9 protein-coding genes are annotated in these 12,839 nt (G+C 69.4%); 7 read left to right on the forward strand and 2 right to left on the reverse strand.

Features of this window, described 5'->3' with window-relative positions:
* Nucleotides 1-7 precede the first annotated feature (7 nt).
* From JOM49_RS24660 to fahA, 7 genes are all read left to right on the forward strand, one after another.
* Nucleotides 8-934 (forward strand): LLM class flavin-dependent oxidoreductase, encoded by a 927-nt coding sequence (locus tag JOM49_RS24660; RefSeq protein ID WP_308158854.1) that lies wholly within the window; start codon nucleotides 8-10, stop codon nucleotides 932-934.
* Nucleotides 935-1,150: 216 nt separating this feature from the next.
* Complete coding sequence (locus JOM49_RS24665) at nucleotides 1,151-1,696, forward strand: MarR family winged helix-turn-helix transcriptional regulator (RefSeq protein WP_308158855.1); 546 nt, start codon at nucleotides 1,151-1,153, stop codon at nucleotides 1,694-1,696.
* A 98-nt stretch (nucleotides 1,697-1,794) separates the two neighbouring features.
* Nucleotides 1,795-3,114 carry an MFS transporter gene (locus tag JOM49_RS24670; protein WP_209666608.1) on the forward strand — a complete coding sequence of 440 codons (1,320 nt, stop codon included), beginning with the start codon at nucleotides 1,795-1,797 and terminating at the stop codon, nucleotides 3,112-3,114.
* 25 nt (nucleotides 3,115-3,139) lie between these two features.
* Nucleotides 3,140-4,099, forward strand: coding sequence for an MBL fold metallo-hydrolase (locus tag JOM49_RS24675; RefSeq protein ID WP_209666609.1), 960 nt, complete (start codon nucleotides 3,140-3,142; stop codon nucleotides 4,097-4,099).
* Between the two features lie 15 nt (nucleotides 4,100-4,114).
* Nucleotides 4,115-5,701: an FAD-dependent monooxygenase gene (locus JOM49_RS24680; protein WP_209666610.1), complete on the forward strand. Its 1,587-nt coding sequence runs from the start codon at nucleotides 4,115-4,117 to the stop codon at nucleotides 5,699-5,701.
* 13 nt (nucleotides 5,702-5,714) lie between these two features.
* The gene (locus JOM49_RS24685) at nucleotides 5,715-6,575 is read left to right on the forward strand and encodes a hypothetical protein (protein WP_209666611.1); all 861 of its coding nucleotides are present in this window, start codon (nucleotides 5,715-5,717) and stop codon (nucleotides 6,573-6,575) included.
* Entirely contained in the window at nucleotides 6,572-7,753 is a 1,182-nt protein-coding gene (gene fahA / locus JOM49_RS24690; protein WP_209666612.1) for a fumarylacetoacetase, read from the forward strand. The genes JOM49_RS24685 and fahA overlap by 4 nt, the downstream gene beginning before the upstream one ends.
* A 130-nt stretch (nucleotides 7,754-7,883) precedes the next feature.
* Here the strand turns inward: fahA and JOM49_RS24695 are convergent, their stop codons facing one another.
* Together JOM49_RS24695 and JOM49_RS24700 are read right to left on the reverse strand one after the other, a co-directional pair.
* Nucleotides 7,884-8,726: a hypothetical protein gene (locus JOM49_RS24695; RefSeq protein WP_209666613.1), complete on the reverse strand. Its 843-nt coding sequence runs from the start codon at nucleotides 8,724-8,726 to the stop codon at nucleotides 7,884-7,886.
* On the reverse strand, nucleotides 8,726-12,760 hold the full coding sequence (locus JOM49_RS24700) for a PDDEXK-like endonuclease domain-containing protein (protein WP_209666614.1): 4,035 nt from the start codon (nucleotides 12,758-12,760) through the stop codon (nucleotides 8,726-8,728). Before JOM49_RS24700 ends, JOM49_RS24695 begins: the two co-directional genes overlap by 1 nt.
* Nucleotides 12,761-12,839: the final 79 nt, after the last annotated feature.

Genomic DNA, 12,839 nt, shown 5'->3' on the forward strand with positions numbered 1-12,839 from the left:
GGGGGCCGTGACGACGGAGAAGGTGCGGCTTTCCGTCCTGGACACCGCGCCGATCGTGCAGGGGTCCACGCCGAAGCAGGCGCTGGAGCACACGGCCGACCTCGCGGTGCTGGCCGATTCGCTGGGCTACCACCGGTACTGGGTGCCCGAGCACCACGGCATGCGCGGGGTCGCCAGTTCGGCTCCGGCCGTGCTCGTCGGCCACCTCGCCCAGGTGACGCGGCGCCTGCGGGTCGGGGCGGGTGGGGTGCTGCTGCCCAACCACGCCCCGCTCGTGGTGGCCGAGCAGTTCGGCACGCTGGCCGCGCTCCACCCGGGACGGATCGACCTCGGGATCGGCCGGGCCCCGGGAGGCCCACCGGCGGCGGTGGCGGCCGTCCGTTCCGGGCGGACGGCCGGGCCGTTCCGCGCTCAGGTGGAGGAGCTGCGCGCGTATCTCGTCGAGGAGGCGGACGTTCCCGCGATCCCCGTGGTGGGCGGTAATGCCCCGGCGCTCTGGCTGCTCGGCAGGTCCGGCGACAGCGCCGAACTCGCCGCCGAACTCGGGCTGCCGTACGCCTTCGCCCACCACCTGACCCCCGACCTGCGACCGGCGACGCTGGTCAGCGTGTCCGTCATCGCCGCGGACACCGACGAGCGCGCGGAATGGCTCGCCGGTTCGACGCGGATGAAGGTGCACAGCCGACTCCGCGGCCACCGGATCCAGCTGCCCAGCCCGGAAGACGCCGGCCACTACGACAGTCCGGTCACCGGGGCCCGGGTGCTCTGCGGAAGCCCGGAAACGCTGCTGCCGCAACTGCAAGCCGTCCTGGACGGCAGCGGCGCCGGAGAACTGATGATCACCACGCCGGTGTACCACCACGAAGACCGGCGCCGCTCCTACGAACTCCTCGCCCCACTCACCACCCGGCTGACACCCGGCCCAATGCTATGAGTGGGGCATTACTTGCGTTCATTGCAAGTAATGCCCCACTCATAGCATTCGCCTTCCACCTTCGGCTGAGGCCGTGACTGTGTGATTCGGCTGCCTGAGTGTGTGATTCGGCTGCCTGGGTGTGGGGTTCGGCTGCCTGAACGTGGAACTCGGCTGCGGGAACGTGCGACTCGCCCGGGGGCGGGAGTGCTGGCACGCGGCGCCTACGATCGGCGGGTGGCTGAGCCCCGAGGAACCGACGCGCCGCCGGATGATCTGCTGTCGTTCGTGGAGGTCGCGCTCGATCGGACGCAGGAACGCCTGCCCGGCACGGATCGCGCGGCGATGGCCATGGTGCTGATGATCCACCGGGTGGCGAACGCGCTCGTCTACGACCTCGAATCCACTGTCCACCGGCCCGCCGGGTGGAGCTGGTCGGCCTTCCGGCTGGTGTTCACGCTGTGGGTTTCCGGGCCGCAGGAACCGAGCCGCGCCGCGGAGCTGACCGGGATGAGCCGCGCCGCGGTGTCCAGCCTCGCCAAGACGCTCACCACCTCCGGCTTGCTCGACCGGGTGCCCGACGGCCGCGATCGCCGCACCGTGCTGCTGGCGCTCACCGACACCGGCAGGCAGCGGCTCGAGGAGACCTTCCGCCGCCACAACGAGCGCGAAGCGGCCTGGGCCGGACTGCTCGAACCCGGCGAACTCGAGGTGCTCAACCGCGTCCTCGGCAAGCTCGCGTCGGCCGCGCACACCGAGGACTGGGTCAACCTCCGCTTCTAGAAATGTGACCCAGGTCACTGGCGTTCCCCGCGGTGGTCCCGTACGTTCCCCGGTAATCAAACCTTTGATTATCTCCCGACGCCGGGAAGGGACTGCCAATGACGCTCAGCCCCAGCACCGTCCCCACCAGCCCCGCGCAACTGCGGCGCGTGGTGGGCGCCAGCCTGGTCGGCACCACGATCGAGTGGTACGACTTCTTCATCTACGCCTCCGCCGCCGGCCTGGTGTTCGGCAAGCAGTTCTTCCCGGCGCTCGACGGCACGGCGGCGCTGCTGGCCTCGTTCGCCACGCTCGGCGTCAGCTTCGTCGCCCGGCCCATCGGCGGCATCGTCGCCGGGCACCTGGGGGACCGGTACGGGCGCAAGGTCGTGCTGGTGGCCACGCTCCTGCTGATGGGCGTCTCCACGGTCGGCGTCGGCCTGCTCCCCGCGTACGCGTCGATCGGCGTGGCCGCACCGGTGCTGCTCGTCGTTCTCCGCCTGCTGCAAGGACTTTCCGCCGGTGGCGAGTGGGGCGGGGCCGCGCTGATGTCGGTGGAGCACGCGCCACCCGGCCGTCGCGGCTTCTTCGGCTCGTTCCCGCAGATCGGCGTGCCGATCGGCCTGCTGCTGGCGAACCTGGTCTTCTTCGCCGTCTCGGCCACGACGACCGAGGAGCAGTTCCAGTCGTGGGGCTGGCGCGTGCCGTTCCTGCTGTCGGTGGTGCTGATCGGCGTCGGGTTCTTCGTGCGCGCCAAGGTTTCCGAGAGCCCGGTGTTCACCGAACTGCGTGACCGGCGGACCCGGCGGTCGGCGCCGCTGCCGCGACTGTTCCGGGCGCACCGGCGGGAACTGCTCGTCGCGATCGGCCTGTTCATCGCCAACAACATGGTCGGCTACATCCTGATCGCGTTCATCAACTCCTACGGCACCCGCACCCTGGGCCTGTCGAGCTCGTCGATGTTGTTCACGGGCATGGTCGGCGCGGTGGCCTGGGGCGTGTTCACCCTCCTGGCCGGACGGTGGTCCGACACCTGGGGCCGCCGCCGCACCTACCTCGTCGGCACGATCGCGATGGCGGCGTGGACCTTCCCGTTCTTCCTGCTCTTCGACACCCGCTCGATGCCGCTGATGCTGTTGTCGGTGGTCGTGCTCGCGTTCGGGCTCGGCCTGACCTATGGCCCGCAGGCCGCGACCTACGCCGAACTGTTCCCGGCTTCGGTGCGCTACAGCGGCGTTTCCTTCGCGTACGCCTTCGGCGCGATCCTCGGCGGCGGGTTCGCGCCCCTGGTCGGAACCTGGCTGATCGGCGTCACTGGCACGTCTTTGTCGGTGTCGGCCTACATGCTGCTCGCCTGCCTGGTCACCCTCGCCGCCGTGCTCGCGCTACGGGAACGTCCCGCCGCCGAGCGCGAGGCGTTCGTGCTGGCGACCGACTGACCACCGCACCGCGAAAGGAAAACCGATGGCCAAGCCATTCGCCTCGTCCGCCGACACCGCCGTCAAGGAGCAGACCCTCGAGGTGCTCGCCGACGGCGTCTACGCCCTCACCGCGGAGGGTGATCCGAACATCGGCGCGATCGAGGGCGAGGACTTCCTGGTCTGCTTCGAAGCGCTCGCCACCCCGGTCGCCGCGCGGAAATGGCTGGCGAAGCTGCGGGAGCACACCGGCAAACCGGTGCGTTACCTGGCGCTGAGCCACTACCACGCGGTGCGGGTGCTCGGCGCCAGCGCGTTCGACGCGGAAACGATCGTGGCGCACGAAACCACCGCCGCGCTCGTCGCCGAGCGGGGTTTGCAGGACTGGGAAAGCGAGTTCGCGCGCATGCCGCGGCTGGCCGAGGCCGCCGAATCCGTACCCGGCCTCACCTGGCCCACGCTCACCTTCGCCGACCGCCTCACCATCGACCTCGGTGGCGATCGCGGTGAGCTGGTGCTGCAGTGGCACGGCCGCGGGCACACCGAGGGCGACATCACCGCGTGGCTGCCGCGGCAGAAGATCCTCTTCGCCGGTGACCTCGTGGAGGCCGAGGCCGCGCTGTACACCGGAGACGCGTTCCACCGCGATTGGGCGACCGGCACGCTGGACGCGGTGAAGGCGCTCGGGGCCGAGCAACTGGTCGGCGGCCGTGGCGCGGTCAGCCGGGGGCGGGAGGCCGTCGACGCCGCGATCGAGCAGACGCGCGGTTTCCTCGACGTGATGATCCGTGAAGTCGGTGCTGTACAACAGCGTGGTGGCACGCTCAAGGAAGCTTTCGAGGCCACCCACGCGGCGCTGGCCGGCGACTACGGCCACTGGCCGATCTTCGAGCACTGCCTGCCGTTCGACGTGTCGCGGCTCTGGGACGAGCTGTCCGGCGTCGAGCGGCCGGTGATCTGGACCGCCGAACGTGACCGCGAGGTGTGGGCGCAGTTGCAGGGCTGACCGGAGGGAAGCTTGATGCGCAACGAATCCTGGCCGCTCGAGCCGGTGCTCGTCCTGGGCGCCGGTCCGGTCGGCCAGACCACGGCCCTGCTGCTCGCGCGGTGGGGGGTGCCGTCGATCGTGCTCGACCGGCGCCCGGCCCGCGATCTGGCCGGGTCCAAGGCGATCTGCCAGCAGCGGGACGTGCTTGACGTCTGGGAGGCGGTCGGCGCCGGCCGCCGGATCGCGGCCGAGGGCGTCACCTGGACGACAGCCCGTACCTTCCACCGGGACGCCGAGCTGTTCAGCTACGAGTTCGCCGAGCCGGGCACGCCGGTGTTCCCGCCGTTCGTGAACCTCTCGCAGACCCGCACCGAGGAGATCCTGGACGAGCGGATCGCCGCCGAACCACTGGTGGACCTGCGCTGGGGCCACGAGGTCACCGACATCGACCAGGACGCGGCCGGTGTGACAGCGCGCCTGGCCGGCGGCCGGACGCTGCGCGGGTCCTACCTGGTCGTGTGCGCGGGGGCACGCAGTGACGAGCTGCGCCGCCTGCTCGGCGTGACCTTCGAGGGCGAGTCCTTCGACGACCGGTTCCTCATCTGCGACATCCGCGCCGAGCTGCCCGGCTGGGCCACGGAACGGCGGTTCTACTTCGACCCGGCGTGGAACCCCGGCCGCCAGGTGCTCATCCACCCGTGCCCGGGGTCGACCTTCCGGATCGACTGGCAGGTGGCGGCCGGTTACGAGCTGGAGGCCGAGGTGGAATCCGGCGCGCTGGACGCGCGGATCCGCCGGATCATCGGCGACCGCGACTACGAGATCGTCTGGAAATCGGTCTACCGCTTCCATTCACGGGTGGCGGACCGCATGCGCCGCGGCCGGGTGCTCATCGCCGGGGACGCGGCACACCTGGTCTCGCCGTTCGGCGCGCGTGGCCTGAATTCCGGCGTCGGCGACGCGGAGAACGCCGCGTGGAAGCTCGCCTACGTCGGGCACGGCTGGGCTCCGGAGGAACTGCTCGAGACCTACCACGACGAACGGCATGCCGCGGCGCTCGAAAACATCGCCGTCACCACCGCGACGATGGATTTCCTCGTGCCCGCGGACGAAACGCGGGCGCGGCGGCGAACCGAGGTGCTCGAACGGGCGGCCACGGACCAGGACGCGCGGGCGAGCGTGGATTCCGGGCGGCTGGCCGAGCCGTTCTGGTACGTCGATTCCCCGTTGACCACCCCGGATCCGCGCCGCCCGTTCGCCGGACGACCACCGCGTGGCGAGGCGCCACCGGCCGGGCCGGGGGTGTTGGTGCCGGACGCGCCCGTCGTCCTGCCGGGCACCGGTCCGACGCGCATCCGGGCCCTCGCGCGAGACGGCTTCCTGCTGCTGGCCGGTGCCGGATTCGGCCCCACGGTGGCCGTCCGCGTGCTGAAGCTGGCCGAAATCGATCCGGAAGGAGCGCTCACCGCCGCGCTGGGGGCCAGGCCCGAGGAGGCCTGGCTCATCCGCCCGGACGCCCACATCGCCGCCGTGCTCACCGATCCGGCGGACCTTCCGGCGGCACTCGCGCGGGCACGCGGCTCGCTAGAGTGGAGCCCGTTTGCCGCCGGTACCGACTGACGAGGATGTCCCAGTGCTGATTCCCGCTGTCGTAAGTCACCTCTGCGACGACGCCGCCGTGTTCCCGCCCGGCCTGGCCCCGCTCCCGGACGCCGTCCGGGCCTACCGCGAACGGGCTGACGCCTGGTACGTGGAGCTGGTCGGCCCGCTCGTGCTGTCGGCCGCGGCGCTGCCGAAGCTCGGCCCGCTCCTGCCGGACGACGGCTCGCGGCTGCCGTTGTCGGTGACGCTGCCGGAAGGCCCGGCCGGTCTGCCCGACGCCTTGGCGACCGCGGCCAGGCTGCCGGTCGAGGTGCGGTCGGTGGAGGTCGCCGTGCCCGGCGACCTGTCCACGAGCGAGTTCCTGACCCGGCTCGACGGCGTGCCCGAGCTCGATGTCTACGTCGAAGTCCCGCGGGATGATCGCCGTCCGAAGATCCTGGACGGGATCGCCGGACGGTACCGGGCCAAGTTCCGGACCGGGGGCGTGCGGGCGGAGATGTACCCCGGCGAAGCCGAACTGGCCGCCGCGATCGCCGCGGTGGTCGAGGCGGGCGTGCCGTTCAAGGCGACCGCCGGGCTGCACCACGCCGTGCGCAACACCGACCCGGAGACCGGGTTCGAGCAGCACGGCTTCCTCAACGTCCTGCTCGCCACCGACAGCGTGCTGGACGGTGGTTCCACCGAGGACGCCGCCGCGGTCCTGGCCGAACGCGACGGTGCCAAGATCGCCGGTACGCTCGCGGCGCTCGGGCCGCGGCGCGTGGCGGCGGCCCGCGCGGCCTTCACCTCGTTCGGCACCTGCAGCATCACCGACCCGCTCACCGAACTGGTGGAGCTGGGCCTTGTCACCGCGCCGCGACCCGGCGCCGGTACGGAAGGATCGACCGCATGACCGTCATCGAGCTCCCGGACGGCTCGCCGTTCGGCCACGACAACCTGCCGTACGGGGTGTTCTCGCGGCCCGGCGAAGCAGTGTCTTCCCGGCGGGTCGGCGTCCGCCTCGGCGACTCCGTCGTGGACCTGGCGATCCTGCTCGGCGAAGATGATTTTGCCGCTCCCACGCTGAACCCGTTCCTCGCGCAGGGCCGCCCCCGCTGGGACGAGGTGCGTGCCCGGCTCGGTGAACTGCTCGCCGGTGACGTCCCCGATGAGGCGGTCCACCCGGTCGCCGAAGTGGAACTGCACCTGCCGTTCGAGGTCGCGGACTACGTGGACTTCTACGCCTCCGAGCACCACGCCGCCAACCTCGGGCGGCTGTTCCGGCCGGATTCCGAGCCGTTGATGCCGAACTGGAAGCACCTGCCCGTGGGCTACCACGGCCGCGCCGGCACCGTGCTGGTCTCCGGCACCGAGATCGTGCGCCCGTGTGGTCAGCGCAAGGCGCCGGACGAGACCGCGCCGACCTACGGGCCGAGCCGCCGCCTGGACATCGAGGCCGAACTCGGGTTCGTCGTCGGTGCCGGTTCGCCGTTGGGCGGGCGCATCGGCGTGGACGAGTTCGACGACCACGTCTTCGGCGCGGTGCTGGTCAACGACTGGTCCGCCCGCGACCTGCAGGCCTGGGAGTACGTGCCGCTCGGTCCGCACCTGGGCAAGAGCTTCGCCACCTCGATCTCGCCGTGGGTGGTGCCGATGGCCGCGCTCGCCGCCGCCCGCGTCCCGCTGCCCGGCCAGGACCCCGAGCCGCTGCCGTACCTGCGTGGCGGGGACTGGGGGCTGGACATCGACCTGGCCGTTGAGTGGAACGGCGAAACGGTGGCGCGCCCGCCGTACCGGGAGATGTACTGGTCGCCCGCGCAGATGCTGGCCCACCTGACGGTCAACGGCGCGTCGGCCCGTACCGGTGACCTGTTCGCCTCCGGCACCATCTCCGGCCCGGAAAAGCACCAGCGCGGCGCGTTCATCGAACTCACCTGGGGCGGCCGCGAACCGATCACCGTCAAGGGCGAAGACCGCACCTTCCTCGTCGATGGCGACGAGGTCACCATCACCGCCACCGCCCCCAGCCCCACCGGACGCCGAATCGGCTTCGGCGAGGTCACCGGCAAGATCCGGCCCGCCGTGGAGTGAGCGAGGCCGGAGCCTGAAGATGGCGGGCGCCGGGCACGGCCTGATGGTCGTGCCCGGCACGCCACGGTGCTGGGGGCGATGCTCGATTCGGCCACGCCGCTAGCGGCCGATGCTCGATTCGGCCACGCCGCTAGCGGCCGATGCGTTCCTCGATGTCATTGAGCAGGTTGTGGACCGGGGCCCAGCAGAGGGCCACGCTGTCCCGGTCGAACCGTGGTTGTTGCGCCAATTCCGCGCGGGGATGCACGAAGTTCCGGAAATGGCGGACGTTCTGCATGAAGTCCTTCGCGTCCAGCTGTATCCACTCCTTTTCATGGGCGACGTCGATCAGCAGAGCCAGGCTGGCTCGGTCGGGTCGCTGGTACTTGCCGTCCCGGCCCAGGAAGCCTTTCGCCCGGATTTCCTCGTCTCGCTCGATCAGCAGCGAGTACAGCAGTCCCTCGACGAAGCTGCCGATCCCGATGATCGCCATGGTGTGGGCGCCACTTTCCTCGCAGAGCACGGTCTCGCGCACCCGGCTCATCAGCAGGTCGACCGCGATGGAGTCGGTGATGAGTCGGCGCAGCCGGTTGTCGAGGTCTGCCGGCACCGAGAAGATCGGCTTCCCGCTGTCGGAGCTGAGTTCGCCGAGTACGGCCCGGCCACCGATGTAGGAGATGACGAGTTGTTCCACCGCCAGCTTGTCGTTCACCACGGCGCGGAACTCGTCCGCGGAGACCATGCCGTCGTCGTACTCGACCGGGTCGCAGACCCGGCACAAGAGCCGCTCGATATCGCCGTGTTCGTCCCTGCGATCGATCAGGTTCTCGGCGAGCCAGGCAATGCGCGGCGAGCCGTCATACTCCGGGGGATCAGCCCAGCCCGCGCGCTTGAGGAGCTGTTCGAGCTGGTATCCCTTGCGCTCGTACGGTCCTTCCATGTCGACGATGACCCTGGCGAGACGCTCGGCGGTGCTGTCATCCAAGGGAAGCATCAGTTCATCTCCCGATCCGCTTGCCGCTGAGCGGCGTCGACCGCGTGGCCCAGCCGCTCGACGATGCGTGAACCACGACGCTGGAAGCCCAGCTCGCGCAGGACCTGCTCGATCCGATCCTCGCGGTCGAGCAAGAGCTGGTCGGTCATCAGCCAGCCACAGATCTCGGTGAGCTGCGCGTGGCTGTACTCCTGGATCTTCAAGCCCGGACGTACCGGCGGCCGAGGTCCGCGCTTTGAAGCCGCCGAAGCCGGGGTGCCGGCGACGGGCCGGGGGGCCGGCTCGGGTTCTCGATCACCGTGGAGCATGGCTTCCTCCCAGGCTTTCACGATGCGATCGGTCTCACCGGTGCGATCGGCGTACCAGGCGGACGACCACACCCGGTGGAACCGCCAGCCGAGGTTCTCCAGGTGGTTCTGCCGCAGGCGATCCCTGTCCCGGGTGCTGTAGGTGCGATGGTAGGAGTCTCCGTCGGCCTCGACCGCGAGCACCATCCGCCCGGGTTGATCACGGTGCGCCAGCGCGAAGTCGATCCGGTAGCCGGAGAAACCCCACTGCGAGTGGACGGTGATCCCGCGCTCCCGCAATGCGGCCTCGATGTCGAGTTCGAAGCCGTTGAGCTCGGCCCCTTCTCGCCGGCCGACATTCTCGATGACGTTCTGGGCCTGGGCGAATTCGAGGTACCGTCGCAGCAGTTCGGTACCGGTCACGGTGTCCGATGGTGTGAGGTCGGCAGGACCGAAGGAACTGACCACCGTCATCCGGCGTTTGGCGCGGGTGACCGCGACATTCCACCGGCGGGTCCCGCTTTCACTGTTCAACGGGCCGAAACCGGTACGGGCCAGCGTCCCATTGGCCTTCTTCGCCACGCCGACGGTGAGGATGATGGCGTCGCGCTCGTCACCCTGCACGCGCTCGAGGTTCTTCACGAAGAAGCGGCGCCCAGGGCCGGCGTCCTCGCTGAAGAAGGCCTGGAGATCGGGCCGTTCCCGCACGGCCGTCCGGACAGCAGCTTCGACCCGGTCCATGTGCGTCTGCCCCAGCGTGATGACCCCGAGGCTTTCACCGGGGCGCTGCTCGGCGTGGGCGAGGACCAGTTGGATCACGCGCTCGATCTCGGCAGGTGCGGAGCCGTCCTGCCCGGGCGACGCGATGCCGTCCACCACGTCGAGGGTCACCGGCGTTTCCCGGAAGGCACCGGGGAAGGTCACCAGTTGATTCGCGTAGATCTCCTGGTTCGAGAAGGCGATCAGCCGCTCGTCACGACTGCGGTAGTGCCACCGCAGCATTTCCTTGTTCGGGACCAGCGCGCGCATCACCATCAGGATCGAGTCGTAGTCCTTGATGTCGTCGCTCTCTTCGTCGTCGCCCGGATTGTCCGCGCCGTCGAGGAGGCGGCCGAAGAAGTTCGTCGGCGGGAGCTGCTTGTCGTCTCCGGCCACCACCAGCCGACGGCCGCGGGCCACCGACGTGATCGCGTCGTGGGGTTCGATCTGGCTCGCTTCGTCGAAGACCACCAGATCGAAGAGCTGAGCGGCGGGCAGGGTCTTGCTGACCACCAGCGGCGACATCGCCCAGCACGGACGCAGCGCGAGCAGGACGTCGGAGCTCTTTTCGACCAGCTTGCGGATGGGCAGGTGCCTGGTCTTCTTGCTCGCCTGGGTCTTCAGCAGCCGGGTCTGGTCCGGGAACTCATCCCGTGCCTGCCGCAGCGCTCTGGCCACCGCCCACCGCACTCGCTGAGCCGAGCTGTCCCGGTGCTCGGCGTCGGCATCACGGAATTCCGACACCAAGCGGGTCTGCTGTTCACCGACGAACTCGCGGAGGGCGGGCACCCGCAGCTTGAACTCGTCGAGCAGCGACCTGAGCCAGGCGTCCTCGAACATGGCCCACGCCTGGTCGCCGGTCGCCTGCGAGCGGGCCGCTTCGTCGATCAGGTCCATCAGGCCGAGCCGCTGGAACTCCTCGATCATCCTGGTGATCTTCGGCATCTGCCAGAGCATCGCCTCGTCGGCCTTCAGCGCTTCGAGATGTGACTCGACCTCGTCGGTGGGCCGCTTCTCCACATCCGCCAGCCGAGCGCACATCGCCACCGCCGTCAGCTGGTCGCGGAGGACCTGGAAGGTGTCCGAGACGCGTTGCAGGTCCACCACTTCGGCGGGCCTGACCTGCGAGCCACCCAGTTGACGCCAGTGATCCCGCTGGTCGGTGACCTCCCTCAGCTTGGCGTGGAGTGCCTTCTTCCGCGTGATGTGGTCCTGCGACGCCGCTCTGATCTGCTTGAGCAAGCTCCGCCGTGCTGACCAGGAGAGTTTGGCGCCGTACCGACTCCGTTCGGCTCGCGGTGCCGTAGCGCAGCACCACGAGTCGAGGTGGGTGCCGAAGACGTCGGGACCGAAGGCCGTGACACTCCGGTGCACGCCGTCGAGCAGGACGAGCACCTGTTGCCAACCGGCCAGGTCATGGGGCACGGGCAACCCGGTCTGCCGGAGCAGCGCGTGCATACCGCGTTGTCCCTCGTTCAACGTCTTGGTGGTCAGCGAGTCGAGTTCGTACAGCACCTTCTCGATGTCGTGCTCGTCCCGGATGTCCGCCTGCCACCAAGGAGTCTCCATCCGGACCACTCGAAGGCCACCGGCTTCGACGAACTCACGCAGGTCCTGGCTCAGCGAATCCACAGTGGACTGATCCAGAGCCCGCAGGGTGGAACCGCGGAAGGTCCGGCCGGTTCGCGGCTTCCGCACCCGTACCAACCTGTCCAGTACCTGGTAGGCGCTCAGGCCCCATGGTGCCCTCACCCGGTGCAACTCGTCGGAGTATGCGCGCAGCACCTGACGGCGATGTGCCAACCGGTCGTGGAGGCCGTTGTTCTCGACGGGCCGTTGCCGGGTGGCCGCGTCCAGGCTGTGCTGAAGCTGCTGGGCGACTTGCTTCTTGTCCAGTTTCTGCTGGTGGAGGTCGAACACGAGGTCGTCGAGTCCGGCCGCGGCCAGGCGCTCCGTGACAGCTTCGATGGCGGCGCGCTTCTCGGCTACGAACAACACCCGTTTGCCCTGCGCGGAAGCACCCGCGATGATGTTGGCGATGGTCTGGCTCTTCCCCGTTCCCGGCGGCCCCTCGATCAGCACGTGGTGCCCGGCCAGTGCGGTGAGGATGGCGCGCTGCTGGGACGAGTCGGCGTCCTGCACGAAGAATTCGCCCGATGGCGGGATATCGTCCGGCGCGGGAGCGGTATAGGCGTCGGCTTCCGCGCGGAGATCTGCCACCGCTGGCTGATAGCCCGCGATGGCGGCGATGAGGTCGTGGGAAGCCAGCAGTTCCGTCGCCCGGTTGAGGTCGTCCACCATGGGCAGCTTTTCGTAGTTGAACAAGCCGATCACGGTCGATCGTTCCAGTTCGGCCACGGTGCCTTGTCCCTCGGTGAGCGCCTCGATCAGCTGGAAAACGCCGTCGACTTGCTCGGCCGGGTCGTCGGTACTGGCGAGTACGGCCTCGGCGTCGGCACTGAGGCGTTCTCGGTCCACCTCCAAGCCGTACTTCCGGTCGAGAGCGTGCAGCAGCACGGGATTGATCTCGACGTCGTCGGCTGCTTGGAGCACGAAGTCGTTCTCCGTGATGGTCCGCGCGTCTATCTGCACGGTGCGCAGCAGTAAGGGGGCGCGCAAGGGCGGCACGGGGGTGGTGCCCCGGCTCACGGGCGCGTTGGCGCGGACCAGGCCGTGAGCGAGCTTCCCGACGTCGACTCCCTGCTCCTCTTCGAAGGCGGTGATCTTGCGTCGCAAGTTGCGGGCGCGCTGGCAAGCGTCCTTGTGCCGCTCAGGTTCGGGGAACAGGGTGGTCAACTTGACGGCGGCCCCCTTCAGCAACTTCTCCAGTGCCGCCGGCTCGCTTTGCGAAAGGTCGAGACTCGCCGTCTTGGTGTGCTTGAAGTGCAGCAGCAGATTTCGTGAACTGAGGTCGATGAGTGCGGTTGCCCACTCCTCGGCCTTGGTGCGGACCAGGCGCAGCCGGTCGGCGCTGATGTCTTGTGTCATGGCGTGGTCGCCTTCCTCAGAACCGTCGTGACTCGAACGCATGTCGCAGACGAGGCCCGCCGTTCTGGTGGCGAGCCGA

Origin of the sequence: Amycolatopsis magusensis, assembly GCF_017875555.1 — a bacterium.
GTDB lineage: Bacteria > Actinomycetota > Actinomycetes > Mycobacteriales > Pseudonocardiaceae > Amycolatopsis > Amycolatopsis magusensis.